Origin of the sequence: Agromyces sp. MMS24-JH15, assembly GCF_043518605.1 — a bacterium.
GTDB lineage: Bacteria > Actinomycetota > Actinomycetes > Actinomycetales > Microbacteriaceae > Agromyces.
Genome location: NZ_CP171358.1, coordinates 1,971,669 through 1,997,453, shown reverse-complemented (window position 1 = coordinate 1,997,453; position 25,785 = coordinate 1,971,669). Strand labels below are relative to the sequence as shown.

The window sequence follows — 25,785 nt, the reverse complement described above, 5'->3', positions numbered from 1 at the left end:
GCCGGCGCCCGCGGACCGATCGGCGTCCCGGCCTCAGCGCACGACGTCGAAGACGAGCTTGACGACGCCGTTCTCGTAGGCCTCGTGCTCGACGAGCTTCAGCGTGCCCTGCCCGTTCCCGTCGAACAGGCGCTTCCCCTCGCCGAGGGTGACCGGGAACTGCAGCAGGTGGTAGCGGTCGACCAGCCCGGCCGCGGCGAGGCCCTGCGCGAGCGTGGCGCTGCCGTGCACCAGGATCGGGTCGCCGTCGCCCTGCTTGAGCTCGGCGACCTCGTCGAGCGTGCGGAGCACGGTCGTGTTGTTCCACTCGGGGTCGGCGAGGGTCGACGAGACGACGTACTTCGGCATCGCGTTGTACTCGGCGAACTCCTCCATCGTCGGCCAGATCGGCGCGAACTCGTCGTAGCTCTGCCGGCCGATGAGCATCGCGCCCGCCGCGAGCTGCTCGGTGCCCTTGATCTCGTAGGCGGCCGCGACGAACGGCACCTCCTTGAACGTCCAGCCGGCACGCGGGTGGTCGCCGTTGCCCGGTGAGTCGATGACGCCGTCGAGGGTGATGAACTCGGTGACGATGAGGGTGCGCATTGCGGTTCCTTCCGGATCAGTGCGACGGGATTCCGTCTCATCATGGCGTCGAACGGGCGGGGCCTCGATCGACACCGGCCGGAATCGCGTGGAGACGCCGGCAGCGACAGCTGCAACGGATGCGACCCTCACGCCCGATCGAGCACGATCGCCGCGGGGAACCGCTTGAGCACGGGCCGGACGGGAGCCCGCGCGAGCCGCTGGGCTTCGTCGCCGTCGATGATCCGCGGGTCCACGAGGTCGAGGTCGCGCCCGTGCCACCGCAGCGACGCGCCGCCGGCCGCGACGACGTTCCGGGCCCAGTTCGTCTTCGCGCCCCACGGCAGCCCGATCAGCACGATCGAGGCGTCCGCGGTGGGCACGACCGCGATCGGCGTCTCGTAGGCCGTGCCGCTCCGGCGGCCGCGGTGCCGGATCACGGCCCACAGCGGCATCCACCGCCGTCCGGCGAGCGCGCGCGCGACCGGCGCGGTCGCGTTCACGAGCCGGCGCGGCGGGCCCTGCTGGTGCGAAGTCTCGTCCATGCAGAGGGAACGGCTCAGCCGCCTCGAATGTGACATCCGGGGCATCCGGCCTTGCCGTCACACCGCGCGCGGGTGGATCGTCTCCTTGTCATGACCGAGGACCATCAGACCGACTTCGCCGAACTCTGGACCGCGCACCGACGCGTCGTGCGCGACGTCGCCTACCGCGTCCTCGGCTCGGTCGCCGACGCGGAGGATGTCACGCAGGAGACGTACGTCCGGCTCCTCGCGCGCGGCGACGCGCCGCTCGACGAGCCGCGCGCCTGGCTCGTCACGGTCGCGTCGCGGCTCGCGATCGACCGGCTGCGCGCGCACGAGCACTCGCGCCGCGCCTACGTCGGGCCGTGGCTGCCCGAGCCGGTCGTCACCGACGAGCGGATCCTGCCGGAGGATCGCGTCACGCTGGACGACTCGGTCCGGATGGCGCTGTTGGTCGTGCTCGAGCAGCTCACGCCGGCCGAGCGCACGGCGTTCCTCCTGCACGACGTGTTCGACCTCGGCTTCGACCGGGTCGCCGAGGTGCTCGGCGTGAGTCCGGCGAGCGCGCGCCAGTCAGCGTCGCGGGCGCGCCGGCGCATCGCCGCGCAGGGCGCGGCGCGGTTCTCGGTCGACCCCGCGGTCGCCCGACGGCTCTCAGCTCGGTTCGCGGCCGCCGCGACCGAGGGCGATCTCGACGGACTCGTCGCCGCGCTGGCGGACGACGCGCGCGGCCACTTCGACTCGGGCGGCGCCTACCCGGATGCCCCGGTCGAGGTCGTCGTCGGCGCCGAGACGGTCGCGCGGCAGTTCCTCGCGGGAGTCGGCGGCCTGGGACTCGAGTTCGAGGTCGCGGAGGTCAACGCCGAACCGGGGATCGTCGCGCGCCGTCGCGGCCGGGTCGTCTCGGTGCTCGCGCTCGAGTTCGCGGGCGACCGGATCTCGGTCATCCACGGCATCGGCAACCCGCGGAAGCTCGGGCACCTGCAGGATCGGCCGCGAGCCTAGAGCGCCCCGGTCGCCGGGCGTTCGACGACGCGGCCGCCGCCCTCGAAGACGAGCAGCCGGTCGGCGAGCTTGTCGACGAAGAAGCGGTCGTGGCTCACGACGACGACCGCGCCGGGGAAGTGCGTGAGCGCGCGCTCCATGACCTGGGTCGACGTGATGTCGAGGTGGTTGGTCGGCTCGTCGAGCACGATCACGGCCGCGCCCGACAGCAGGCACTGCGCGATCGCGACACGCGCGCGCTGGCCGCCCGACAGCGTGCCGATCTTCTGCTGCAGGTCCGCGTCGGAGAACTGCAGCATGGCGAGGAACCGGGCGACGCTCTTCTTCGTCGCGCTGAACGCGAGCGAGTCGGGGTACGCGTTCACGGCGTGCCCGACGGTGTCGGCGAGGTCGAGCTCGGCGACGACCTGGTTGTAGGACACGAACCGGGCGCCCTTCGCCCAGCGCACGGTCCCCGCATCGGGCTCGGCGACCCCGGTCAGCACGTCGAGCAGCGTGGACTTGCCGGATCCGTTCGAGCCGACCACCGCGACCCGGTCGCCGCGCTGCAGGTCGAACGAGACGCCGTCGAACAGCGGCTCCGCGCCGAAGCCCTTCGCGAGCCCGGTGACGGTGAGCAGGTCGTTCGACACCTTGAGCCCGTCGTAGATCGACGTGATGATCTGGTCGATCGGGCGCGGCGCCTGGCGCTTCTTGATGTCGGCGAGCCGCCGGGCGACCGCGTTCGACGGGTTGCGCGCGGCCTCGCGGCGCGCGGTCGACGCGGCCTGCTCGTAGGCGAGCAGTTCCTCCTCGTGCGCGAACTGGCGCTCGAGCATCTTCAGGCGCGACTGCTTGGCGTGCACGTACGCCGAGTAGTTCCCCTCGTACTCCTGCAGGCGGTAGTTCTCGATCTCGACGATCCGGTCGACGACGCCGTCGAGGAACTGCCGGTCGTGCGAGACCACGAGGACGCCGCCGGCGAAGCCGCCGAGCCAGCCCTCGATCCACTTCACGCCGTCGAGGTCGAGGAAGTTCGTCGGTTCGTCGAGCAGCAGCACGTCGGGCGACTGCACGAGGATGCGCGCGAGCGCGGCCCGGTTGCGCCATCCGCCCGAGAGGCGATCGACGGGGAGGTGACGGCGCTCCTCGTCGAAGCCGAGGCGCGTGAGCACGGTGTCGATGGTCGTCTCGTAGGTCCAGCCGCCGATGTGATCCATCCGCTCGAACAGCTCGCCCTGCTCGGCGAGCAGCCGGTCCAGCTCCGTGGCATCCATCGGCTCGGCGAGCCGGTGCCCGATCTCGTCGAGCCGGGCCTGCGTGTCGTGCACGTCGGCGAACAGGTCGCTGAGCACCTGCTGCACGCTCCGGTCGCCGTCGAGCTCGGAGAACTGCGAGAAGTAGCCGACGGTGGTCCCGAGGGTGACGTCGACGGTGCCGGACGTCGGTTCCCGGCGACCGAGCACGAGCTCGAGGAACGACGTCTTGCCCGTGCCGTTCTTGCCGATCAGGCCGACCCGGTCGCCCTGCCGGAGCTTCAGGAACGCCTCCTTGAGCACCGGCCGCCCCTCGAACTCGAGGTGCACGTCGTTCAGGCGGATCAGGCTCACGGGACATCCTTCGGGTGGTGCGGCCGGGTGGCGGCGGCGCGGGGCGAGGCGGCAGCGGCCGGCGAGGCGGATGCCTCGAGCCGGCGTTCGCGGCCGGGCGAGTCTATCCGGGGAGTCTGAGACGACGCGCGGCACCGCCTCACGCCGCGACGGCGTGCGCGACCTGCTCGACCACGAGGACGAGCCCCAGCACGATCATCGCCGCACCCGACACGCGCGACACCCAGCGCATGGCCGACGGCCGGAAGCGGACGACGGTCCGCGCGCCGAGCGCGACGCCCGTGTAGACGAGCGCGCAGCTGCCGACGAAGATCAGCCCGAGCACCGCGAGCTGCACGGGCATGGGCCACGCGCCCGAGGCATCCGTGAACTGGGGCAGCAGCACGACGAGCACGAGCAGTCCCTTCGGGTTGAGCCCGCTGACGCCAGCGCCCTGCGCGAGCCGCGCCCAGAAGCGGCGAGCGGATGCCGCGTGCGGGTCGCCGTCGGGGATGCCGACGGCCGCGGCATCCGCGTCGCCGATGCCGATGCCGACGCCGGAGGCCCCGCCCGCGACCGCCGCGAGGACCGGCGGCTTCCGCAGCACCTGCACGCCCAGGTGCAGCAGGTAGGCCGCGGCCGTGAGCGTGAGCGCGACGATCACCCACGGCAGCGCCGCGACGGCGGCGCCGACGCCGACCGCGACCGCGGTGACGACCACGAGGTAGCCCACGAGGATGCCGACGAGCGACGGCAGGATGCTCCGCTCGGTCATGCCGGCCGCGATCAGGTACGCCCAATCGGGGCCGGGCAGGAGCACCATGAGCGTCATCATCACCGAGCACGCGACCAGCAGCTGCACATCCACGCCACGAACCTAGGCGGGACCTGCTGGAAGCCGCTGCCAAGTTCCGCCTCTCACGATCGATGAGATGGAAGAATCCACCACATGGACGCCATCGACCGCAGGATCCTTGCCGAGCTGCAGCAGGACGGCCGACTCAGCCTCACCGAGCTCGCCGACCGCGTGCAGCTCACGCCCTCGCCCACGCACCGCAGGCTCCGCGCACTCGAGGCATCCGGAGCCATCAGCGGCTACCGCGCGGTCATCGATCCCGAGGCGGTCGGGCTCGGGTTCAACGCGCTCGTGTTCGTCACGATGGACCAGGCGAACCGGTCGACCGTGCCCGCGTTCGACGCCGCGGTCGCCGAGATCCCCGAGGTGATCCAGGCGCTGCGCCTCTTCGGCGACCCCGACTACCTGCTGCGCGTCGCGGTGCGCGACCTCACCGCGTACCAGCGGCTCTGGGACGAGCGGCTGTCGGCGCTGCCCGGCGCGCGCCGCGTCGAGTCGACCCTCGTGATGAAGACCATCGTCGACGACCGGCCGCTGCCGATCTGAGCACGCCGTCGCGGTGCGCGGTACCGTGTGCGGCATGGAAACCCTTCGCGGCATCGTCGTGCTCATCCACCTGATCGGCTTCGCCGTGCTCTTCGGCGCCTGGGTCGTCGAGCTGGTCAACGGCAAGCGAGGCATCACGCGGCTCATGAACTGGGGCCTCGCGATCGCGGGCGCCGCCGGCCTCGTGCTCGCCGCCCCGTGGGGCATCGACTACGACCTCAACTACGTCAAGCTCGGGACCAAGCTCGGGATCCTGATCGTCATCGGCGCGCTGCTCGGCATCGGCGCCGGCCGCCAGCGCAAGAACGGCTCGGTGCCGCCCGGGATCTTCTGGTCGATCGGCATCCTCACGCTCGCGAACGCCGCGATCGCGCTGCTCTGGCGCTGACACCCGGGCGAGCACCCGATCGGTGCGGGCGCGGCCGATGACCGAGGACCTCGAGGCATCCCGGCCGGCGCCGGCCGCCGACCGCGATCCGTCGCGCGCGCACTGGATGGAACTGTTCTTCGACCTCATCTTCGTCGCGCTCGTCGGCCAGCTCGCGCACGGCATCCACGACCACCCCACGATTCCCGCGCTGCTGCTGTTCACGGCACTGTTCGCGTCGGTCTGGTGGTCGTGGGTCAACCTGACCTTCACCGTCAACGTCATGCCGTGGCTCACCCGGCGGCAGCTCTCGGGCGTGATGATCGCGGCCATGTTCGCGGTCGGGGCGATCGCGGTCGCCGCACCCGAGGCGACCGGCGACCGCGCCTGGCTGTTCGCCGCCGGGAACGCCATGCTGCGGATCGTGCTCCTCGGCCTCTGGGCGGCGCAGGCGTGGGGCGTCGGCACCGCGTCGCGGGTCCGCCTGCTCGTCTACAACGGCGTCACCGCGCTCATCTGGGCCGTCTCGATCGTCGTGCCGCCACCGTGGAACTTCGTGCTCTGGGGCTGCGCGATCCTCGTCGAGGTGACGCTGCTCGTCGTGAGCACCGGCCGGTGGGCCGACCGCCTGCTGCCGATCTTCAACGCCGAGCATCTCGCCGAGCGGTTCGGGCTGCTCGTGGTCATCGTGCTCGGCGAGTCGGTGCTCACGGGCGTCGCGGCGCTGAACGAATCGTGGACGCCGGCGTCGGGCCTGGCCGCGATCCTCGGCCTCGCCGTCATCGCGATGCTCGCGTGGTCGTTCTTCATCTACGGCACCGACGAGATGCACGCCGGGCTCGAGCGCCTGCGCGAGGCCGCCGACGTCCGGGCGATCCGCGACACCGTCGCGTTCCTGCCGTTCCTCGTCGTGGTCGGCGTGACGGCCATCTCGGCCGCGATCGGCAGCGCGATCCACCACCCCGACGAGCCGCTGCCCGAGGCCTCCGCGATCGCACTCGGCGGCGGCCTCGCGATCTTCTACCTCGCGAACGCGATCGTGTCGCTGCGGTTCGGCCGGGAGCCGCGCGACGTCCTGCGCTGGGCCGTCCCGGCCCTGCTGCTCTCGCTCGCGGTCGGCGCGGCCGCCCTCGTCGTCGGCTCGGTCGCGGCGATCGCGCTCGCGGTGGGCGCGCTCGTGGTCATCGTCGGGCTCGCGGAGATCGCGAGCCGTCGCACGCCGCGCGCCTGACCCGGTGTGGCGGCCGATCCGTCGCTACCGCGAGAGCTCCGCCTCCGCGTCGAGCCGGCCGAGCTTGTGCGGGTTCGCGATCGAGAAGATCCGCGTGATGCGGCCGCCCTCGATCTCGAAGCAGATCGCACCGGCGAGCGCGCCGTCGACCTCGCCGCGGATCGCGGGATGCCCGTTCACCCACGTCGGCCGCGCCTCGAACGGCAGGCCGAGCTTCGCGAGTCCGCCGAGCAGGTAGCGGGCGATCTTGTCGGCGCCGACGATCGGCCGGAGTGCGGCGCCGCGCACGAGGCCGCCGCCGTCGGCGACCGAGACCACGTCGGGGGCAAGCACATCCATGAGCCCCTGCAGGTCGCCCGAGTTCACGGCCGCGACGAACCGCGCCACGACCGCCTCCTGCTCGGCGCGCTCGACGGCGACGCGGGGGCGCCGCGCGGCGACGTGCGCCTTCGCGCGATGCGCGATCTGGCGCACCGCGGCCGGCGACTTGTCGACCGCGACCGCGATCTCGTCGTACGGCACGTCGAAGACCTCGCGCAGCACGAACACCGCGCGCTCGGTCGGCGCGAGCGTTTCGAGCACCGTGAGCATCGCGATCGACACGTGCTCGGCCAGTTCGACGTCGTCCGCGACGTCGGGGCTCGTGAGCAGCGGCTCGGGCAGCCACTCCCCCACGTACGACTCGCGCCGGCGCGCGAGCGTGCGCAGGTGGTTGAGCGCCTGCCTGGTGACGATCCGCACGAGGTAGGCGCGCGGATCGCGCACGTCCGACCGGTCCGCCGCATCCCACCGCAGCCAGGACTCCTGCAGCACGTCCTCCGCGTCGGCCGCCGAACCGAGCAGCTCGTACGCGACCGTGAAGAGCAGGCTGCGGTGGGTGACGAAGGCGTCGTCGCTCATGCGGCCGAGCCTACGACTGCGGACGGCGCCGGCCGCGGGGCATCCGGCTGCGTGGCATCCGTTCCCGGTGCGCCCGACCGGGTCGCGAGCGGCGGGAGCTCGCAGGAATCCGCATAGCCCTCCGAGTGGATGCCGAGCGCGACGTTCATCCGGGAGCTCATGTTCATGAACGCGACCTTGGCGGTGAGCTCGATGAGCGCGGCCGGCCCGAGCGCGGCGAGGAGCCGCGCCGAGAGCTCGTCGGTGACGGCCGGCGGCGTGAGGCTCATGGCCTCGGCGTACTCCATGACGTCGCGCTCGAGGGGCGTGAAGGCGGATGCCTCGCGCCACGCCGGCACCAGCCGCGCCTTCGTTTCGTCGAGGCCCTCGTTGTGCGCCTTGTAGTAGTTGAAGTCGAGGCACCAGCTGCACCCGATGGTCGCCGCGGTCGCCATCACGGCGTACGAGGCGAGGTCGCGGTCGAGCTCGTGCAGCGCGTCGACCTTGCGGCCGATGCCCATCGAGGCCCGCATGAGCGCGGGGTGGTGCGCGAGCACGCCCATCGAGTCGGGCACCCGGCCGATCATGCGGCGGGCGGCGACCTTCACGACCGAGCCGAAGATGCCCGTGAGTTCGGTCGGCGGGATGCGGGTCTGCGCGGTGGTCATCGTGTCCTCCTGCGGTGTCGACGCCGGGCGATCGGTGTCCGGATGATCCGTCGACATGAAGACACCGACCGGGCGCGCGGTGTGACACGAATGCGTTGCGGCCGCTCGGCCGGCGGGCCTGCCGGCCTGCGGGCCTGCGGGCCCGCCGGCCTCAGGCCAGCATGCGCCCGCTGACCGCGAGGGCGAACCGCCGCGGCACCAGGCGGACGAGCCGGGCGGCGACCGCGTTGGACGCGCCCGAGACGATGCTGGGTGCGGGATTGCGGCGGTCGAGCTCGCGGAGGGCGAGCGCGACGACCTGCTCGGAGGTCCGCATGCGACCGACGGCCGCGCCCTCGCCGCCGACGACGTCGAAGAACTCGGTGCGGGTCGCACCGGGGCTGAGGCACAGCACGTCGAGGCCCGAGCCGCGCGTCTCGTAGCGCAGCGCCTCGGTGAAGCTCAGCACGAACGCCTTCGTCGCGCCGTAGACCGCCATGTTCGGGCACGGCTGGTAGGCGGCCGTGCTCGCGATGCTCACGAGCGCGCCGCGACCGTCGGCGACCAGGTCGGGGAGGAACTCGCGCGTGATCGCGACGAGGGAGGCCACGTTGACCTGCACCATCTCGCCGATGCGCGCGGGGTCGGCGTCGGCGAAGGCTCCCTTCATGCCGAAGCCCGCGTTCGTGACGAGGGTCTGGATGCGGATGCCCCGCGCATCGAGCGCGGCGCGGAGCGCCCCCGCGGCATCCGCGCGGGCGAGGTCCTGTGCGAGCACCGTGACCCGAACGCCGTGCTCGCGCTCGAGTCGGTCGGCGAGGTCGCGCAGGCGGTCCTCGCGGCGGGCGACGAGCACGAGGTCGGCGCCGCGACGGGCCAACTGGGCGGCGAACTCGGCGCCGAGGCCCGAGCTCGCGCCGGTGATGAGGGCGGTCGTGCCGCGGTGGTCCTTGGTCATGTCACAAAAGTAGGCACTGACAGCATTGTTGTCAACGCCTACATGTAGGTAGACTCGCGACGTGACCGAGCTCCGCGAACCGACCGAGCGCGCCTACCACCACGGCAACCTCCGCAGCGACCTGCTCGACCGGGCGTGGGACGCGGTCGACCGCGGCGGCGTCGAGTCGCTCTCGCTCCGCGGGCTCGCGCGCGACGCGGGCGTCAGCCACGGGGCATCCGCCCGACACTTCCGCGACCGGCAGGCCCTCCTCGACGCGCTCGCGATCACGGGCTTCGACCGCCTCAACGAGGCGCTGGCCGACGCGGTCTCCGGAGCCGGCCCGGCCGCGGCGCCCGATGCGAGCCCGGGCGCCGACGCCTTCGAGGCGCGGCTCCGCGCGGCCGGGCTCGCGTACATCGGCTTCGCCGTCGCGCACCCCGCGATCCTCGACCTCATGTACTCGGCCAAGCACCACCCCGCGGCATCCGCCGAACTCGTCGAGCTCGGCCATGCCGGCATGTCGGCCCTCGTCGGGCTCCTCGCCGACGCCCAGGCGCAGGGCGCCGTGCGCGACGGTGACGCGGCACGGCACGCGCTCGTCGCGTTCGCCGCGGTGCACGGCGTAGCGACGCTCGCGACCGACGACCTGCTCGACGGCGTCGACTGGCGGGATGCCGCGAACGAGACCATCTCCTTCGTCTGGCGGGGGCTCGCGAGCCCGGCCGCCTGACCTCCCGACGGGCTGACCGCGGGCGTCCGCGGCGGACCCGCACCGTGGATCACGGCGACTTCGAGGCATCCGCGTGCGCGGCACGCACCCTCGATTCCGCGCGCCCCGGGGCATCCGCACCCGCTCGGTACTCAGTGTCACAGAATTCTGGTACTCACTCTTGCCAAGTACCGGTATTCCGTGTCACTATGTAGTGGTACTCAGCAACACCGAATACCAGTGACACCAAGTAGTGACACCGACAGCAGCAATGAAGGGAGGCGTCATGGGAAAGCAGATGACCGAGATGCTCAAGGGCACGCTCGAGGGCATCGTGCTCGCGCTCCTCGCGATCCAGCCGGCCTACGGCTACGAGATCACCGCTCGGCTCCGCGAGCAGGGCTTCACCGACATCGCCGAGGGCACCGTCTACGCCCTCCTGGTCAGGATCGAGCAGCGCGGCCTCGTCGACGTCGAGAAGGTCCCCTCCGAGAAGGGGCCGCCGCGCAAGGTCTACTCGCTCAACGAGCGGGGCCGCGCCGACCTCGACGAGTTCTGGGGAACGTGGAGCTTCCTCGCCGACCGCATCGAACACCTCCACCGGAAGGGGAACTGACATGGCCGCCAAGTGGATCGAGACGATCACCGGATCGCTCGAGGACAAGAAGCACTACAAGGAGTACCGGGCCCGTGTGAAGGCCCTGCCCGCCGGCTACCGCGAGGCCGCCGTCGCACTCGAGCGGTACCTGCTCAACATCGGGCCGAGCGACGACGGCAAGAGCCTCGTCGCGATGCTCGACGACCTGGCCGACCTGCTCGAGCAGAGCGTCGCCGCCGGCACGCCGCTCCGCGACGTGGTCGGGAGCGACCCGGTCGAGTTCGCCGAGGCCTTCATGCAGAACTACGGCGGCGGGAGCTGGATCCGCAAGGAGCAATCGCGCCTCCAGCACGCGATCGACGACGCGGAGGACGCCGAGCGGTCCTGACCGCCGCGCGCCGCAGGACACGCAGCACACGCACACGAACGAACGAACGAACACGCAGTTCATCACGAGGGGAACCGACATGGCAGCGAAGTGGATCGAGACGATCACCGGATCGCTCGAGCAGAAGAAGCAGTACCGGCAGTACAAGGCGCGGATCGAGGCCCTGCCCGAGCCGTACCGGACCACCGCCAAGGCGTTCGACCGGTACTTCATGTACTACGGCGGGATCACCGACGGCGACACGATCGTCACGATGCTCGGCGACTTCGCCGACCTCTGGGAGCGCGCGGCCGTCGACGGGACGCCCGTCAGCGCGATCGTCGGGGAGGACCCGGTCGGGTTCGCCGAGGAGTTCACCCAGGCCTACGGCGGCACGCAATGGATCGACAAGGAGCGCGCTCGCCTCGTGCAGGCGATCGACGAAGCGAAGAAGGAGGAGGAGCGATGACCGCATCGGCACTCACCGTCCGGGGCATCGAGAAGTCGTTCAAGGACCTGCACGTCCTGCGGGGCGTCGACTTCGACGTCGCCACCGGCAGCATCTTCGCCCTGCTCGGCTCGAACGGGGCCGGCAAGACCACGCTCGTGCGGATCCTGTCGACGCTGCTCAAGGCCGACGCCGGCACCGCGACCGTGAACGGCCACGACGTGGCCGCCGCGGCCGACCAGGTGCGCGAATCGATCAGCCTGACCGGGCAGTTCGCCGCCGTCGACGAGGTCCTGACGGGACGCGAGAACCTCGTGCTGGTCGCGAAGCTCCGCCACCTGAAGAACCCCGGCGCGATCGCAGACGACCTGCTCGCCAGGTTCGCGCTGACCGACGCGGGCAAGCGCCGCGCGGCCACCTACTCGGGCGGCATGCGCCGCCGGCTCGACATCGCGATGAGCCTGATCGGCAACCCGCCGGTCATCTTCCTCGACGAGCCGACCACGGGCCTCGACCCGCAGGCCCGCATCGAGGTCTGGCAGACCGTCCGCCAGCTCGCCGACTCGGGCACCACCGTGCTGCTGACCACGCAGTACCTCGACGAGGCCGAGCAGCTCGCGGACCGCATCGCGATCCTGCACGAGGGCACGATCATCCAGAACGGCACCCTCGCCGAACTCAAGCAGCTGCTCCCCGCCGCGACGGTCGAGTACGTCGAGAAGCAGCCCACCCTCGAAGAGGTCTTCCTCGCCCTCGTCGGCGAGGGCGCGGCCTCGGATGAATCCACCGCGAAGGAGTCCTGACATGAGCACCGCACACGTGATCGGCGACACCGGCATCCTCACCGGCCGCTCGCTGCGCCACATCCTCCGCAGTCCCGACACGATCATCACCACGGCGGTCACCCCGATCGCGCTGATGCTCCTGTTCGTCTACGTGCTGGGCGGGGCGATCAACACCGGATCCGACGAGTCGTACATCAACTACATGCTCCCCGGGATCCTGCTCATCACCATCGCGTCGGGGGTCGCGTACACCTCGTACCGGCTGTTCCTCGACCTGCAGGGCGGCATCTTCGAGCGGTTCCAGTCCATGCCGATCGCCCGGTCGAGCGTGCTCTGGGGGCACGTGCTCACGTCGCTCGTCGCGAACCTCGTGTCGGTCGCGATCGTGGTCGGGGTCGCCCTGATCATGGGCTTCCGCACCGGGGCATCCGTCGGCGGCTGGCTCGCGGTCACGGGCATCCTCGTGCTCTTCACGCTGGCGCTCACGTGGCTCGCCGTCGTGGCCGGCCTCTCGGCGAAGACCGTGGACGGCGCGAGCGCGTTCAGCTACCCGCTGATCTTCCTGCCGTTCATCAGCTCGGCGTTCGTGCCGACCGACTCGATGCCGGCACCGGTCGCCTGGTTCGCCGAGAACCAGCCCGTCACCTCGATCGTCGACACCATGCGGGCGCTGTTCGCCCAGCAGCCCGTGGGCGGCGACATCTGGATCGCGCTCGCCTGGCTCGTCGGGATCCTCGTCGGCGGGTACATCTGGGCCGTCGCGATCTACCGGCGCAAGTTCAGCTGATCCGCACGCGACTCGCACGCCGCACCGGACGCCCCGTCACCCGGATCCCCCGGGCGGCGGGGCGTTCCGTATGCCGGGCTCAGCCCTCCACGACGACCGGTGCGAGCCCGAGGAACGCCGCGTAGCGGGCTGCGGCCTCCTCGATCGCATCCCGCTCGGACGCGGCGAGCGTCCGATGCGGGCGCACGTCGAAGGTCACCGCCGTCGCGCCGACGCTCCGCTTCATGCCCGCGACGAGCTGCCCGTCGACCAGGGCCATGCCCATCGCCGTCTCCCGCCCGCGCGAGACGAGCCCGTCGGCGTCGAGCACCCAGCGCGAGTCCTGGTAGCCGCGGTACATCTCGTCGAGCAGTTGCAGCAGGTGCGCCGGCGGCGACGCCGGACCGGGGTCCTCCCCCGGCGCGTGCCAGAAGGTCCGGCCGTCGTGCTCGAACGACGCGAGCGACGCGCTCGCGGTCGCGAGTCCCCGACGCACGTCGGTGAGCGTGAGCGTCGCCCAGTACGCGAGGTCGCGTTCGGTCGCGGGCCCGTGCGAGGCGAAGTACCGCTGGGCCAGCTCGGCGAGCGCCTCGTCGCGGTCGAGCCGCCGAGGCTCGGGCACCCGGTCGGCGAACCTCGCGTAGGTGTGCTCGCCGTCACGTGGAGCGCCGCTGCACACGAGCGCGTGCAGTTCGAGCCGGGCGAGCAGCAGCATCAGCTGCTGGCCGGTGAGCTCGTGCCCGCGATCGGCCAGCGCCGTCGCGAGCTCGGCGCGGGTGCGATCGGATGCCTCGCCCAGCGTCTCGTCGACCGCCGCGGCGAGCGCGGGCAGTCGATCGGCGATCGGCCGGAGCTGCTGGTCGACCACGGGCAGCACGCGCGGCGCGGTGAGCTCGAGCAGCCACGCGGCGTCGTCGGCGTGGACGTAGTGCCAGGTCGGGCGGAGCACGTGCGTGCGCAGCACGCGGCCGCTCGCGAGGGCGCCCCCGAGATCGTCCTGCCGGGGCGACGCGGTGCGCGCGGCGACCGCCCAGGCGGACTGGGACGGGTTCTCTGCCTGGACGGCGAGCAGCGTGCGCACGACCTGCTCGGCATCCTCGACGGGCGCGGCGAGCAGCTGGGCATGCAGGCGGCGTCGGGCGATCTCGCGATCGGTGGTCACCCCGGCAGCGTAGGCCCGCCCGCCGACGGCGGACGCCGTCAGTCCTGCGCGTCCTCGAGGTGCGGTGCGCCGTGGTTCAGCACCTTGACGACGAGCTGGTGGCGACGCAGCGTCCGGATCGTGCGGCTCACCTCGTCGGGTGTGCGGCCGAGCGTGCGCTCGCTCGACACCACGAGCACGTCGCCCGCCTGGAGCGTGTCGAACAGGCGGCCGAGCCGCTGCTCCCAGGTCTCGGGGAGCTCGGGCGCCGGGTGCTTGAAGTCGAGGATCGCCACGCCGAACCGGGCCAGGTCGTTGCGCTGCTCGACCACCGACGGCAGGTCGGGGCGGGCCACGACGAGGCCGACGAGTCGGGACCCCTCGGGCCGGGCCTTCCACCAGTCGTGGTTGCGCTGGAGCTCCTCGAAGCACTCCGGGCAGCCGATCGCGCGATGGCCGGGCACGTGCGCCGATGGCGGGGCATCCGGCACCGATGCCGTTACCGTCGCATCGCTCGTCGAATCCGTCCTCAGCTCGCCCATGTTCCCGACCCCTTCGCGTCGACACCCATTGTCGCGCAGGTCAGCCTGCGGCGTGACGCCCGCGGGGCGTCAGCCTGATCACGGGGATGACCCGGTCGGTCACGCGCTCGTACTTCGCGAACCCGGGCGCCTCGGCGGTGATGCGCCGCCACGCCTCGTCGCGCTCCGGGCCGTGCAGTTCGGCGGGCGAGACGTCGATCCGCTGCCCGGCGAACTCGATCCTCGCGCGGTCGGGGTGCGCGCCGAGGTTGTAGTACCACGCGGGGTTGGCGGCCGCGCCGGCCGCCGAGGCGACGATGAGCCGGGTGTCGTCGCGGTCGGGGAACCAGCGCACCGGGGTCATCCGCTCGAGGCCGCTGTGCTTGCCGACCGTGACGAGCACGAGGACGTGTCCGTTGCTCGAGCCCTTCCGCCGGATGCGGTCTGCCATCTTGCGGTTCGCCCAGCGGGCGAATCGGCTCGCGGCGGGCGATCGGGCACCGCGCGTGCCGTTGGGAGTGTCGAGGGCCATGGCGTCGCCTCCTTCGGGGGGATGGTGGTGGCGATCTCAGGTCCATTCTCCTCCCGTCCTCCCCGGACAGGTCCGGCCCGACCCGGCGGAACGCGCGACCGGACGGAAGGTCGGAACAACCGCGTCCCCGCGCACGTTGGCACCCGGCATGAGAGCAGTGGCGTACGCGCAGACCGGTGACTCCTCCGTCCTCCAGCTCGTCGAGCGCGACGTGCCGGACCCCCGCCCCGGCGAGGTGCGCGTGCGCATCGTCGTCTCGGGCGTGAACCCGACCGACTGGAAGGCCCGCGCGGGCGCGCAGGCGGGCCGGCCGACGCCGTTCGCCGAGGTCGTGCCGAATCAGGACGGCTCGGGCGTGGTCGACGCGGTCGGCGACGGCGTCGCCGGATTCGCGGTCGGCGACCGGGTGTGGGTGTTCCTCGCCGCGCACGAGCGGCCGACGGGCACCGCGCAGGAGTTCGCGGTGCTGCCCGCGTCGCGCGTCGTGCACCTCCCCGACACCGCGAGCTTCGAGCTCGGGGCATCCCTTGGCGTGCCCGCGATGACGGCGCACCGCGCGCTGACCGTGCACGAGGGCGGCCCCGAGCGGCTGCGCCCGGGCGCGCTCGACGGGCGCACGGTGCTCGTCGCCGGCGGCGCCGGCGCGGTCGGGCACGCGGCGATCCAGCTCGCCCGCTGGTCGGGTGCGACCGTCGTCACGACGATCAGCTCGCCCGAGAAGGCCGCGCTCGCGACCGCGGCGGGCGCGCACCACGTCGTGGACTACCGCGCGGATGACGCGGCGAAGGCGATCCGCGCGATCGCGCCCGACGGGGTCGACCTGGTCGTCGAGGTCTCCCCCGCGCGCAACGCCGAGCTGAACAGCCGCGTGATCGCGAACCACGGGTCGATCGCGGTGTACGCGACGGACGGCGGTGCGGAGATGACGCTCGACGTGCGCCGGCACTTCGCGCTCAACGTGCGGTACCAGTTCCTGCTGCTCTACACCGTGGGCGACGCGGCCCTGTCCGCGGCCGCGATCGACGTGACCCGGGCCGTCGCCGACGGCGCGCTGCCCGTCGGCGAGGCGGCCGGCCTGCCGCTCACCCGGTTCCCGCTCGAGCGCGCCGCGGCGGCGCACGACGCGGTCGAGGCGGGCACGGTCGGCAAGGTGCTCATCGACGTCGGGGCGGATGCCTCCTAGTCGTCGAGCGACCCCATCGTGAGGTTGACCGTCGTGCCGGTCAGGCCGCTCGCGCGGTCGGAGGCGACGAACGCGGCGACGTCGGCGAACTCGCGCAGCGTCATGAGCCGGCGGGGGTGGGTGCGGGCGGCGAGCGCCTGCTCCCACTCCGCCCAGGTCAGGCCGGACGCGGCCGCGCGCGGCTCGTAGGCCTCGCGGATCGTGCTCGACTCCGGCATGGCCTGCGGCCGCAGGCCCACGACGCGGATGCCCCGGGGCGCGAGCTCGGCCGATAGGCTCCGGGTGAGCGACTCCATCGCCGCCATCGCGGGGCCGTAGCCGCCGACGAGCGGGATGCCCGTGCGCGAGTGCAGCGCCGTGACCCGCAGGATCACGCCTGAGCCCGCGCCGACCATGCGGCGCGCGGCGAGGCGCGACGTGAGGAACGTCGTGCGGGCGTACGCCTCGATCGGGCGGAGGAACCGGTCGACGTCGAGGTCGACGAGCGGCACCCCGACGACGTCGGCGTCGGGGATGCCGACCGCGTTGAACGAGATGTCGACCCGCCCGGCCCGCTCCACGACGTGGTCGAGGTGGCGGTCGATCGCCCGCTCGTCGAACCCGTCGACCTCGGCCGCCTCGACGGCTCCGGCCGCAGCGTCGGCCCCGTCGTCGCCCTCAGCGCCGGCGCCGGCGCGGATCGCGTCGGCGACCGCCTCGACGGCGTCGCGCCGCGATCCGGTCAGGAACACGTGCGCGCCCTCCTCAACGAAGGCGCGCGCGACGGCCGCGCCGACCGATCCTCCACCGCCGTAGACCACGGCGACCTTCTCCTCCAGCAGCATGCGCCGCTCCCTTCCGATCCGGACGGCGTTCCGCCGTCGAGGATGCAGACACCGCGGGACGCGCGAACTGGGCGGACCGGTCCGACCTGGTCGGACCCGCGTCGGACCACGTCGACGCGGATCCGCGGATCCGCGGACGCGACCATTCCGAGGAGCGGCCGGTGTCCATACAGTGGGACGGGAACCTGGGGGGTCGGGGGAATGACGATCGAAGCGCGCGAGGCGCTCGCGCGGGCGCGCGCCGGCGACGCCGGGGCGTACGGCGCCCTGGTCGAGCCGCACCGGCGGGAACTGCTCGTGCACTGCTACCGGATGCTCGGCTCGCTGGGCGACGCCGAGGACGCGGTGCAGGAGACCCTCCTCGCGGCCTGGCAGGGCCTCGCGGGCTTCGACGGCCGATCCTCGGTGCGCACGTGGCTCTACCGCATCGCGACGAACCGGTGCCTCAACGCCCGTCGTGCCGCGGCGCGACGGCCGGCGACGGCGTGGGACGTCCCCGGCGTGCATCCGCCCGAGGCCACCCGGCTCGGCGAGGTCGCCTGGCTCGAGCCGTTCCCCGACGCCCTGCTGCCCAGCCCGGTCGAGCCGTCGCCCGGGCCCGACGTGCGCGTCGAGCAGCGCGAGGCGATCTCGCTCGCGTTCGTGACCGCGCTGCAACTGCTCCCGCCGCGGCAGGTCGCGGTGCTCGTGCTGCGCGACGTGCTCGGCTACCCGGCGGCCGAGGTCGCCGGGATGCTCGACACCACGGTCGACTCGGTGACGAGCGCCCTGAAGCGTGCGCGCTCGTCGCTGCGCGCGCGACTGCCCGAGCCCCGGCCGACGACGCCCGACGCCGCCGAGACCGCGGCGCTCGCCGACCGGTTCGCGCGCGCGTACGAGGCGGCCGACCTGCCGGCCGTGCTCGCCCTGCTCACCGACGACGTGTTCGTGTCGATGCCGCCGATGCCGTTCGAGTACGTGGGCCGCGAGTCGGCGGCCGGATTCTTCGGCGCGATCTTCGCCGCGGGCCGGCGCTTCGCCCTGGTGCCGACCGCGGCGAACGGGCAGCCAGCGTTCGGTGCGTACCTCCGGCGCGGCACCGGTCCCGTGCACGGTGTCGGGCTGTTCGTGCTCACCCGGGCCGGCGACCGCCTCGGCGCCCTGACCCGGTTCGAGTCGACCGTGCTGCCCTCGTTCGGCCTGCCGCTCAGGCTGTCGACGCCCGACCCGCTCGCCACGTGAGCCCCTCGCGGGCTCCGCCGCGGCGGCGTAGCGTGGTCGGCGAGCATTCGAACGAGGGGGTCCCGATGCCGGAATTCGCACGCGTACAGCCCTGCCTGTGGTTCGACGACCAGGCGCGGCAAGCCATGGAGTACTACGTCGACCTGTTCCCGAACTCGGGGATCACGCGCATCGACGAGTACCCGGACGAGTCGCTCGACGAGCACTTCCAGGGCATGCGCGGCAAGGTGCTGAACGGTCGGTTCGTCCTCGACGGCGTCGAGTTCACGTGCCTCGACGGCGGGCCGCTCTTCCAGTTCACCGAGGCGGTCTCGTTCGTCGTGACGTGCGAGGACCAGGCCGAGATCGACCGGTACTGGGCGGCGCTCTCGCACGTGCCCGAGTCCGAGCAGTGCGGGTGGTGCAAGGACCGCTTCGGCGTGAGCTGGCAGATCGTCCCGGCGAACATGGACGAGCTGACCCGCACGCCCGCGCAGGTCCAGGTGATGATGCAGCAGAAGAAGATCGTGATCGCGGAGCTCGAGCAGGCGTAGGGCGCCGGATGCCCCGCACCCCCGACATCCCGGACGCCTTCGACGTCGTCACGCTCGTCGTGCTGCGCCGCCCGACCGACGCGCCCGACCTCCCGGACGCGGAGCTCGACGCGCTGCAGGCGCGGCACCTCGCGTACCGGGCCGAGCTCCGCCGGCGGGGCATCCTCGTCGTCAACGGCCCGTTCCTGGAGCAGAGCGACGAGTCCTATCGGGGCATGTCGGTGTTCGCGTGCGACGCCGCGGAGGCGGCGCGCCTGAGCGACGCCGACCCGTCGGTGGTCGCGGGGCGCCTCGCGTACGACGTCATGGAGTGGTGGACCGCCGCCGGGACGCTCGCGTTCCCGCTCGCGGCCGGGCCGGTCGGCGAGCGCCGCTCGATGCCGGACGACGACTGATCGACGCCGCCGCGCCGACGCCGGATCGGACCGTCACTCGTCCGAGACCAGCACGACCACGTTCCCGCGCTTGTGCCCGGTGTCGACGTACCGGTGGGCATCGACGATCTCGTCGAACGCGTACGTCCGGTCGATCACCGGCCGGAGCACGCCCGACTCGGCGAGCGCGGCGAGTCGGGACATCCCGTCGGGCCCGAGCCGCTCGGGTCCGGCGTCGGCGACCAGGCCCGCCCGACGCGCGCGCCGGGCGGCGGTGAGCAGGTCGCGCAGGTCGACGATGACGAGCAGGAGCGTCCCGCCGGGCCGCAGCAGGTGCCGGGAGCGCCGGAACGACGCGTTCCCGACGCACTCGACGATCACGTCGTACCGGCTTCGGGCCTCGGGGTCGGCGAGGAAGTCCTCGCGCGCGTGGTCGATCACGCGGCTCGCGCCGAGCGAGCGCACGAGCGCCTCGTTGCGGCCGCTCGTGACCGCCGTGACGGTCGCACCGCGGTCGGCGGCGAGCTGGACGGCCGCGGATCCCACGGCACCGGATGCCCCGTTGACGAGCACCTCGCTGCCGGGCCCGATCGCGACGCCCTCGAGGAATCGGAGTGCCGTGTGCCCGCCGAACACGATCGCGGCGGCCTCCTCGAACGACAGCCCGGCGGGCTTCCGCGCCACCTCGCCGTCCTCGGCGATCACGACGAACTCGGCGTGGCATCCGAAGTCCTGCCCACGCATCAGGATCACCTCGTCGCCCGGTGCGAACCGCGTCACCTCCGCGCCCACGGCCGCGACGACGCCCGCTGCGTCCATGCCGAGGACGGGGGTGCGCGGGCGGCGGAGGCCGATCTTCGCGGCGACGAGCAGGCCGAGCCCGCGCGGGATGTCGCGCGCCCGGAGGCGGTGGTCGGCGATGCTCACGGTCGTCGCGCGGACGCGCACGAGCAGCTCGCGCGGGCCCGGGGTCGGTGTGGGCGTCTCCCCGATGCGCACGACCTCGGGCGGGCCGAAGCGGTCGGCGATCGCGGCGCGCATGATGGGCGGCACGGGCTCGAGCCCGGCCTGCGGTGCGGGCCCGGGTCGCGATGCGGGCGCGGATGCCGGCTCGGCCCGCGTCGTGGGTTCGGGTGCGGATGCCTCGGCGCGTCGCCCCTCGGTGGTGTGCATGACGTTCCCCTTACGTTGTAAGCCTTACGGCGTAAGATACGCCTGGACCCGCCCGGTGTCCAGCCCCTGGCGGACGAACCTCACGTTGTAAGGTGAATCATGGCGACGAGGACCGCGACCCCCACGTCGAGGAGGACCCCGCTCACGCGCGAACGCGTGCTGCAGGCCGCCCTCGCGATCGCCGACCACGACGGGATCCCCGCGCTCACGATGCGCGCGCTCGCCGAGCGGCTCGGCGTCGAGGCGATGTCGCTCTACCACCACCTGCCGAACAAGGACGCGGTCCTCGACGGCGTCATCGAGGCCGTGTTCGCCGAGGTCGAGCAGGAGGTCGGCGGCTTCGCCGCACCCGACGACGTCGACGCCGCGACCTGGGCACTCGCGCTGCGCGGGCGCATCCTCGCTGCCCGGCGGGTGCTGCTGCGGCATCCGTGGGCGCCGCTGCTCATGAACCAGCGCGGCGCCGCCGGGCCGAACGCGATGCGCCACGTCGACGGCCTCGTCGGCGTGATGCGCGCGGGCGGCCTCTCGCACGACCTGATCCACCACGCGCTGCACGCGTTCGGCAGCCGCCTGTTCGGCTACGTGCAGGAGCTCGGCGACGACTCGGCGACGCCGACGCCGGTCGCCCTCGAGCAGCTGGCGATGATCGCCCCGCACCTCGCGGCGATGCTCGGCGACGTCGTGCACGACGAGCCCGACACGACGCTCGGATGGTGCGACGATCAGTTCGAGTTCGAGTTCGGACTCGACCTCCTGCTCGAGGGGCTCGAGCGCCGGCGGCGCGCCGAAGCCGGCCGGTGAGCGGGGCCGGCCGGCACGCGGGGCCGCAGGTATGCGGGGCGGGCCTACGAGGCCGAGGCCGGCGCCGCAGACCGAGCGTGCGCGAGCGCCCACTCGAGCGCGTGGTCGGCGACCTCCTCCCAACCCGGCTCGGCGCAGATCCAGTGCGAGCGCCCGGGGAACTCGACGTACTCGGTGACCGCGGGCGACTTCGCGTAGTGCTTCGCGTTCGACTTGTTGACGCTCGGCGGCATGATGTGGTCCTGCTCGCCGCCGATGAACAGCAGCGGCGCGCGGTCCTTCGCGTAGTCGACCCAGGTCTCCTGATGGCCCGGTTTGAAGTTGGCGATGAGCCCGTACGCCCACACCCAGTTGCCCGGCGCCGCGATCGCGTACCGCTCCCACACGGCGTCGGACTCCTCGCGCGAGAGCGTGTTCGCGAACGCGTAGTGGAACTCCGCGGGCGTGAACGCGACGGCCCGGTGCCGGTTCGCCGGGTTCTTCAGCGCCGGGAACAGCGACTTCGCCTGCGACAGCGGCGTCACGCGCACGCCCTCGGTCGGCGCGGAGTCGACCACGACGGCGGATGCTCCGAGCCCGCGCGCGAGCAGGAGCTGCGTGAGCGTGCCGCCGAAGGAATGGCCCATGATGATCGGCGTCGCGGGAAGCGCCTCGATGACGCCGGCCAGGTGGTCGACGGTATCGGGGACGGTGAGGTCCGCGATCAGGTCGGGCTGCTCGCGGAGCGCCTCGACCTCGATCTCGAAGCCGGGGTAGCCGGGCGTGAGCACGGTGAATCCGCGCTCCTCGAAGCGCTGCTTCCAGCCCTCCCAGCTGCGCGGCGTCATCCAGAGGCCGTGCACGAGCACGATGGTGTCGGGGGCTGCAGTGTCGGTCATGGTCGGTGTCCCTTCGCTTCGGATCAGGTGTCGTTCAGGAGTCGATGAACGCGAGCAGGTCGGCGTGCAGCCGCTCGCGCTCGGTGTCGGGCAGGCCGTGCGCCCCGCCCTCGTAGACGAGCAGCTTCGCGCCGTCGACGAGCGCGGCCGACAGCTTCCCGCTCAGCTCGAACGGCACGATCTGGTCGTCGTCGCCGTGGATCACGAGCGTCGGGACATCGACCTTCGCGAGGTCGGGGCGGAAGTCCGTCGCGCTGAACGCGGCGATGCACTCGTACGCGTTGCGCGTGCCCGACGCGAGGCCCTGCAACCAGAACGCGTCGCGCGTGCCCTGCGGCACGTCGCCCGTGCGGTTGTTGCCGAAGAACGGTCCGTCGGCGAGGTCGCGGTACAGCTGCGACCGGTTGTGCGCCTCCCCCGCGCGGATGCCGTCGAACACGTCGATCGGCAGGCCTCCCGGGTTGTCGGGCGTCTGCACCATGAGCGGCGGCACCGCCGAGACGAGCACGAGCTTGCCGACGCGGGCGCTGCCGTGCCGGGCGAGGTAGTGCAGCACCTCGCCGCCGCCGGTGGAGTGCCCGACGAGCGCGAGCTCGGTCAGGTCGAGGTGCTCGATGACGCACGCGAGGTCGTCGGCGTACGTGTCCATCTCGTTGCCCTGCCAGGTCTGGCTCGACCTCCCGTGTCCGCGCCGGTCGTGCGCGATGGCCCGGTGCCCGTGCTCGGCGAGGAACAGGGCGGTCGCCTCCCAGGCATCCGCGTTCAGCGGCCAGCCGTGGCTGAGCAGCACGGGCGACCCGCCCGTGCCCCAGTCCTTGTAGAAGATCTGCGCGCCGTCCTCGGTCGTGATGTGCGGCATGGTTCCCCCTCGATGTCCCCGGTGCCCGCCGCGCCGGTGCGTCGGCCGGCGCGGCGGATGCCCCATGCTCGCCCGCGTGCGCACGCGGTCGCACCACGTGGGGCGCGTAGTCGCAGGGTCGGGGCGTCGGGGTCCCGGCTACCCGAACCGCTCGGCGAGCTGGCGGCGCGAGGTGACCCCGAGCTTCCGGAACACCTTCCGCAGGTGGTAGTCGACCGTGTTCGCGCTGATGAAGAGCATCGCGCCGATCTCGGCGTTGGTGCGGCCCTCGGCGGCGAGCGCGGCGACCGTCGACTCCTGGGGCGTGAGCGGATCGATCTCGCCGGGCTCGCCGTGCACGACGTGCTCGCCAGTGGCCTCGAGCTCGCGCCGGGCGCGGTCGGCGAAGGCGGGCGAGTCGACGCGCGTGAACACGGCGAGCGCGTGGCGAAGCTGCTCGCGGGCCTCCCTGCGGCGGCGCATCCGACGCAGCCATTCGCCGTAGATCAGGTGCGCGCGGCCCAGGTCGCCCGGCGAGGACGAGGCCGTCAGGTGGTCGATGGCGGCGAGGTAGTGCGCCTCGGCGTCCTCGTCGGCCGCGAGGAGCGCGAGCGAGCGCGCCTCGAGCCCGCGCACCCACGGCGTGCCGCTCCCCGCGGCGAACTCCGACAGCCGTTCCGCTGCGGCGCCGACGCGATCGGCGAGCCCCGAGCGGACCGCGGCCTCGATGAGGTCGGGCACCTGCTGGTAGCTCACCTGGATGTAGTCCCGCGCGACGAGCGGGTCGAGGCGGTCGAACGCCTCGCGGTAGCGCCCCTCGGCGATGGCGCGCGCGCACAGGCTCGTGATCGCGATCGTCTGCACACCCGCCCATCCGGCGTCGAGCACGCCCTGGGCGATCTGCTCCACGACCTCGACGGGCGCACCGGTCCACGCGAGGTACGACGGGTTCACGACCTGCTCGGCGTCGTAGCCCATGGCCCGCCGGAGCTCGCGGACCTGCTGGATGTACCGGCCGGACGCCGCGGGGTCGCCCGTGACGAGTTCGGTGACGCTGCGGAGCCAGTAGATCGTGTCCAGCGCCTGCAGCGCGCCCGCGTCGCGCGCCGCGCGAGCGGTCCGCTCGAGGAGTTCGGCGCACGCCGCGTCGTCCCAGAGGCCCATGCAGATCGGCACGATGACGAACCCGAGTTCGTGCAGGACCGCATCGTCCGCGTCGCGGAGGGCGGCGAGGGCCGCGCGCAGCTGCGGCACGGCCACGTCGTACGCGTCGAGGACGTGCGACGCGAACGCGCGCAGCACGGTCGAGCGGATGCCCGGCGCCGCGTCGGCGCCGGCGCGGCATCGCCGCCCCAGTTCCTGGAGGCCCGCCCGGCTTCCGGCCGCCTCGGTCGTCAGTTCGGCGTTGAACGCGTCGAGCAGCGCCCGCTGCTCGAGCTCGGGCGCGAGGCCGTGGAACAGCCGCGCGGCCTCGAGGAGATCCGCCGGGCCCGAGAGGATCCCCTCGCGCTCGCCCGTGAACAACGCGAGCTTGCTGCGCAGGCGGAGGATGCGCCCCCGCCCGACCGCACCCACCTCGTCCTCGTCGACGCGGGCCAGCAGCTCGAGCGCGAGCCCCGCCGCCCCGGCCGAGGTCGCGGCGACCGCGGCCGTGATGCGCCGTTCGCTCCGGAGGTCGCCCGCGGGCGTGAGCTCGGCGGCCCGCGCGAGCAGCTGCGCGCGCGACGAGGTGCCGCCGCGACCCGCGGCCGCGTCCGCGACGCGCTCCAGGCGTGCGGCGACGGCCTCGTCCTCGCCGACGGTCGCGGCCGCCGCGTGCCACACCGCGAGATCCGTCCGGCCGTGCTCGTCGGCGGCCGTCGCGAGGACCTCGTGGACCCGCCGGCGCTCGCTCGCGGGCATCGCGTTGTACGCCGCCGACCGCACGAGCGCGTGTCGGAACGACACCGTCCGGCCCACGACGACGAATCCCGCGGTCTCGGCCGGCGACGCGGCATCCTCGGGCAGTCCGAGCCGTCGGGCCGAGGCGACGACGAGATCCAGCCGCCCAGAGGTCTCGGCCGCCGCGACCAGCAGCCACGACCTGGTCGACGCGGGCAGCGCCGCGAGCTGCTCGGCGTAGTGCCGTTCGAGGCGCTCGCCGATCGGCACCGGGGTGGCGGCGATGACGGTCTCGGTGAGCTCGGTCGCGGTGAACACCTCGGCGAGGTCGGTGAGGGCGAGCGGGTTGCCGCCCGTCTCCTCGGCGATGCGGGTCGCGAGCAGCGGATCGATGCTCCCGCGGATGCTGCGGCCGAGCAGCTGCACCGCGGCGAGCGGGTCGAGGCCCGCGAGGTCGAGCACCGGCACGCCGGCGGTCACGAGATCGGTGCGGGCGTCGGGGCGGGCGCTCAGGAGCAGGCCGAACGACTCGGCCTTCACCCGCCGGGCGACGAACGCGAGCACCTCCAGGGATTCGGCGTCGACCAGGTGCGCGTCGTCGACGATCCAGAGGATCGGCGCGTCCTCGCCGGCCGCAGCGAGCAGCGACAGCACCGCGAGCCCGACGAGGTACCGGTCGGGCGGGTCGCCGTCGTCGCGTCCCGCGGCGATCCGCAGGGCCGCGGCCTGCCGCTGGGGCAGCACCCCGAGGGACGACACGAACGGCGCGCCGAGCCGTTGGAGCGCCGCGTACGGCATCGCGGACTCGGCCTCGTAGCCGTCGGAGCGGATGACCCGGACCCCCGACGCACCGTCGGCTGCCGCATCGAGCAGGGCCGTCTTCCCGATCCCGGGCTCGCCGCGCACGAGCAGCGCCCCGCCGCGACCGTTGCGGGCGCTCGCGACGAGGCCGCGGATCCGGTCCAACTCCGTCCCGCGGCCGAGGAGGGTGAGCGCGCTCTCATCGATGCGCTCAAACTAGTGGCGCGCGACCTCCGGGCACCAGAGGCGAGTGCGTGGATTCCCCGACGGGACCGTAGGCT

The 25,785-nt window shown here is 72.9% G+C and carries 30 protein-coding genes; 15 read left to right on the top strand and 15 right to left on the bottom strand.

Features of this window, described 5'->3' with window-relative positions; translation table 11 throughout:
- Positions 1-33: 33 nt before the first annotated feature.
- Both ACDF64_RS09050 and ACDF64_RS09045 read right to left on the bottom strand, forming a co-directional pair.
- A complete protein-coding gene (locus ACDF64_RS09050) occupies positions 34-585 on the bottom strand; it encodes a dihydrofolate reductase family protein (protein WP_394550575.1) in 552 nt (183 codons plus the stop codon).
- Between the two features lie 128 nt (positions 586-713).
- The gene (locus ACDF64_RS09045; RefSeq protein ID WP_394550573.1) at positions 714-1,109 is read right to left on the bottom strand and encodes a nitroreductase family deazaflavin-dependent oxidoreductase; all 396 of its coding nucleotides are present in this window, start codon (positions 1,107-1,109) and stop codon (positions 714-716) included.
- A 90-nt stretch (positions 1,110-1,199) separates the two neighbouring features.
- Between ACDF64_RS09045 and ACDF64_RS09040 the strand changes: the two genes are divergently transcribed.
- The gene (locus tag ACDF64_RS09040) at positions 1,200-2,093 is read left to right on the top strand and encodes a sigma-70 family RNA polymerase sigma factor (protein WP_394550571.1); all 894 of its coding nucleotides are present in this window, start codon (positions 1,200-1,202) and stop codon (positions 2,091-2,093) included.
- Here the strand turns inward: ACDF64_RS09040 and ACDF64_RS09035 are convergent.
- Both ACDF64_RS09035 and ACDF64_RS09030 read right to left on the bottom strand, forming a co-directional pair.
- Complete coding sequence (locus ACDF64_RS09035; RefSeq protein ID WP_394550569.1) at positions 2,090-3,682, bottom strand: ABC-F family ATP-binding cassette domain-containing protein; 1,593 nt, start codon at positions 3,680-3,682, stop codon at positions 2,090-2,092. The two genes, ACDF64_RS09040 and ACDF64_RS09035, sit on opposite strands and share 4 nt — an antisense overlap.
- Positions 3,683-3,821: 139 nt before the next feature.
- Positions 3,822-4,529, bottom strand: a complete 708-nt coding sequence (locus ACDF64_RS09030; RefSeq protein WP_394550567.1) for a LysE family translocator — start codon at positions 4,527-4,529, stop codon at positions 3,822-3,824.
- An 81-nt stretch (positions 4,530-4,610) separates the two neighbouring features.
- On the opposite strand from ACDF64_RS09030, the gene ACDF64_RS09025 reads away from it, so the two are divergent.
- From ACDF64_RS09025 to ACDF64_RS09015, 3 genes are read left to right on the top strand one after another with little or no spacing between them, the layout of a single operon-like run.
- Entirely contained in the window at positions 4,611-5,063 is a 453-nt protein-coding gene (locus ACDF64_RS09025) for an Lrp/AsnC family transcriptional regulator (RefSeq protein WP_394550566.1), read from the top strand.
- Between the two features lie 34 nt (positions 5,064-5,097).
- On the top strand, positions 5,098-5,451 hold the full coding sequence (locus tag ACDF64_RS09020; protein ID WP_394550564.1) for a Fe-S protein: 354 nt from the start codon (positions 5,098-5,100) through the stop codon (positions 5,449-5,451).
- 37 nt (positions 5,452-5,488) lie between these two features.
- Complete coding sequence (locus ACDF64_RS09015; protein ID WP_394550562.1) at positions 5,489-6,661, top strand: low temperature requirement protein A; 1,173 nt, start codon at positions 5,489-5,491, stop codon at positions 6,659-6,661.
- A 24-nt stretch (positions 6,662-6,685) separates the two neighbouring features.
- Here the strand turns inward: ACDF64_RS09015 and ACDF64_RS09010 are convergent, their stop codons facing one another.
- The 3 genes from ACDF64_RS09010 to ACDF64_RS09000 all read right to left on the bottom strand — a co-directional run bounded on the left by ACDF64_RS09010 (position 6,686) and on the right by ACDF64_RS09000 (position 9,145).
- Positions 6,686-7,561 (bottom strand): RNA polymerase sigma-70 factor, encoded by an 876-nt coding sequence (locus tag ACDF64_RS09010; RefSeq protein ID WP_394550560.1) that lies wholly within the window; start codon positions 7,559-7,561, stop codon positions 6,686-6,688.
- Positions 7,558-8,208, bottom strand: coding sequence for a carboxymuconolactone decarboxylase family protein (locus ACDF64_RS09005; protein WP_394555016.1), 651 nt, complete (start codon positions 8,206-8,208; stop codon positions 7,558-7,560). Before ACDF64_RS09005 ends, ACDF64_RS09010 begins: the two co-directional genes overlap by 4 nt.
- Positions 8,209-8,359: 151 nt before the next feature.
- Entirely contained in the window at positions 8,360-9,145 is a 786-nt protein-coding gene (locus ACDF64_RS09000; protein WP_394555014.1) for an SDR family NAD(P)-dependent oxidoreductase, read from the bottom strand.
- Between the two features lie 61 nt (positions 9,146-9,206).
- Between ACDF64_RS09000 and ACDF64_RS08995 the strand changes: the two genes are divergently transcribed.
- The 6 genes from ACDF64_RS08995 to ACDF64_RS08970 all read left to right on the top strand — a co-directional run bounded on the left by ACDF64_RS08995 (position 9,207) and on the right by ACDF64_RS08970 (position 12,821).
- Complete coding sequence (locus tag ACDF64_RS08995; protein WP_394555013.1) at positions 9,207-9,857, top strand: TetR/AcrR family transcriptional regulator; 651 nt, start codon at positions 9,207-9,209, stop codon at positions 9,855-9,857.
- Between the two features lie 265 nt (positions 9,858-10,122).
- A complete protein-coding gene (locus tag ACDF64_RS08990) occupies positions 10,123-10,452 on the top strand; it encodes a PadR family transcriptional regulator (protein WP_394555011.1) in 330 nt (109 codons plus the stop codon).
- Between the two features lies 1 nt (position 10,453).
- Entirely contained in the window at positions 10,454-10,822 is a 369-nt protein-coding gene (locus ACDF64_RS08985) for a DUF1048 domain-containing protein (protein ID WP_394555009.1), read from the top strand.
- Between the two features lie 79 nt (positions 10,823-10,901).
- Positions 10,902-11,270, top strand: coding sequence for a DUF1048 domain-containing protein (locus ACDF64_RS08980; protein ID WP_394555007.1), 369 nt, complete (start codon positions 10,902-10,904; stop codon positions 11,268-11,270).
- Positions 11,267-12,052, top strand: a complete 786-nt coding sequence (locus tag ACDF64_RS08975) for an ABC transporter ATP-binding protein (protein WP_394555006.1) — start codon at positions 11,267-11,269, stop codon at positions 12,050-12,052. Before ACDF64_RS08980 ends, ACDF64_RS08975 begins: the two co-directional genes overlap by 4 nt.
- 1 nt (position 12,053) lies before the next feature.
- Positions 12,054-12,821: an ABC transporter permease gene (locus ACDF64_RS08970; RefSeq protein WP_394555004.1), complete on the top strand. Its 768-nt coding sequence runs from the start codon at positions 12,054-12,056 to the stop codon at positions 12,819-12,821.
- A 79-nt stretch (positions 12,822-12,900) separates the two neighbouring features.
- Here ACDF64_RS08970 and ACDF64_RS08965 read toward each other — a convergent pair whose 3' ends face one another.
- From ACDF64_RS08965 to ACDF64_RS08955, 3 genes are read right to left on the bottom strand one after another with little or no spacing between them, the layout of a single operon-like run.
- Complete coding sequence (locus ACDF64_RS08965; RefSeq protein WP_394555002.1) at positions 12,901-13,962, bottom strand: winged helix DNA-binding domain-containing protein; 1,062 nt, start codon at positions 13,960-13,962, stop codon at positions 12,901-12,903.
- A gap of 38 nt (positions 13,963-14,000) precedes the next feature.
- Entirely contained in the window at positions 14,001-14,483 is a 483-nt protein-coding gene (locus ACDF64_RS08960; protein WP_394555001.1) for a dehydrogenase, read from the bottom strand.
- Between the two features lie 40 nt (positions 14,484-14,523).
- Positions 14,524-14,994, bottom strand: coding sequence for a nitroreductase/quinone reductase family protein (locus ACDF64_RS08955; RefSeq protein WP_394554999.1), 471 nt, complete (start codon positions 14,992-14,994; stop codon positions 14,524-14,526).
- A 148-nt stretch (positions 14,995-15,142) separates the two neighbouring features.
- Between ACDF64_RS08955 and ACDF64_RS08950 the strand changes: the two genes are divergently transcribed.
- On the top strand, positions 15,143-16,177 hold the full coding sequence (locus tag ACDF64_RS08950; RefSeq protein WP_394554997.1) for an NADPH:quinone reductase: 1,035 nt from the start codon (positions 15,143-15,145) through the stop codon (positions 16,175-16,177).
- On the opposite strand, the gene ACDF64_RS08945 is transcribed toward ACDF64_RS08950, so the two are convergent.
- Complete coding sequence (locus tag ACDF64_RS08945; protein ID WP_394554996.1) at positions 16,174-17,001, bottom strand: SDR family NAD(P)-dependent oxidoreductase; 828 nt, start codon at positions 16,999-17,001, stop codon at positions 16,174-16,176. The two genes, ACDF64_RS08950 and ACDF64_RS08945, sit on opposite strands and share 4 nt — an antisense overlap.
- Before the next feature lie 201 nt (positions 17,002-17,202).
- Here ACDF64_RS08945 and ACDF64_RS08940 point away from each other — a divergent pair, with 201 nt between their 5' ends.
- The 3 genes from ACDF64_RS08940 (at position 17,203) to ACDF64_RS08930 (ending at position 19,150) form a co-directional block, all read left to right on the top strand.
- Positions 17,203-18,222 (top strand): RNA polymerase subunit sigma-70, encoded by a 1,020-nt coding sequence (locus tag ACDF64_RS08940; RefSeq protein ID WP_394554994.1) that lies wholly within the window; start codon positions 17,203-17,205, stop codon positions 18,220-18,222.
- Positions 18,223-18,287: 65 nt separating this feature from the next.
- Positions 18,288-18,755: a VOC family protein gene (locus ACDF64_RS08935; protein WP_394554991.1), complete on the top strand. Its 468-nt coding sequence runs from the start codon at positions 18,288-18,290 to the stop codon at positions 18,753-18,755.
- Between the two features lie 8 nt (positions 18,756-18,763).
- Positions 18,764-19,150 carry a YciI family protein gene (locus tag ACDF64_RS08930; RefSeq protein WP_394554990.1) on the top strand — a complete coding sequence of 129 codons (387 nt, stop codon included), beginning with the start codon at positions 18,764-18,766 and terminating at the stop codon, positions 19,148-19,150.
- Between the two features lie 33 nt (positions 19,151-19,183).
- Here the strand turns inward: ACDF64_RS08930 and ACDF64_RS08925 are convergent, their stop codons facing one another.
- On the bottom strand, positions 19,184-20,302 hold the full coding sequence (locus ACDF64_RS08925; RefSeq protein WP_394554988.1) for an NAD(P)-dependent alcohol dehydrogenase: 1,119 nt from the start codon (positions 20,300-20,302) through the stop codon (positions 19,184-19,186).
- A gap of 99 nt (positions 20,303-20,401) precedes the next feature.
- Here ACDF64_RS08925 and ACDF64_RS08920 point away from each other — a divergent pair, with 99 nt between their 5' ends.
- Entirely contained in the window at positions 20,402-21,106 is a 705-nt protein-coding gene (locus ACDF64_RS08920; protein ID WP_394554986.1) for a TetR/AcrR family transcriptional regulator, read from the top strand.
- 44 nt (positions 21,107-21,150) lie between these two features.
- On the opposite strand, the gene ACDF64_RS08915 is transcribed toward ACDF64_RS08920, so the two are convergent.
- The 3 genes from ACDF64_RS08915 to ACDF64_RS08905 all read right to left on the bottom strand — a co-directional run bounded on the left by ACDF64_RS08915 (position 21,151) and on the right by ACDF64_RS08905 (position 25,711).
- Complete coding sequence (locus ACDF64_RS08915; RefSeq protein ID WP_394554983.1) at positions 21,151-21,984, bottom strand: alpha/beta hydrolase; 834 nt, start codon at positions 21,982-21,984, stop codon at positions 21,151-21,153.
- Between the two features lie 34 nt (positions 21,985-22,018).
- Positions 22,019-22,843 (bottom strand): alpha/beta fold hydrolase, encoded by an 825-nt coding sequence (locus ACDF64_RS08910; RefSeq protein ID WP_394554980.1) that lies wholly within the window; start codon positions 22,841-22,843, stop codon positions 22,019-22,021.
- 138 nt (positions 22,844-22,981) lie between these two features.
- Positions 22,982-25,711: an AAA family ATPase gene (locus ACDF64_RS08905; protein ID WP_394555090.1), complete on the bottom strand. Its 2,730-nt coding sequence runs from the start codon at positions 25,709-25,711 to the stop codon at positions 22,982-22,984.
- Between the last annotated feature and the right edge of the window lie 74 nt (positions 25,712-25,785).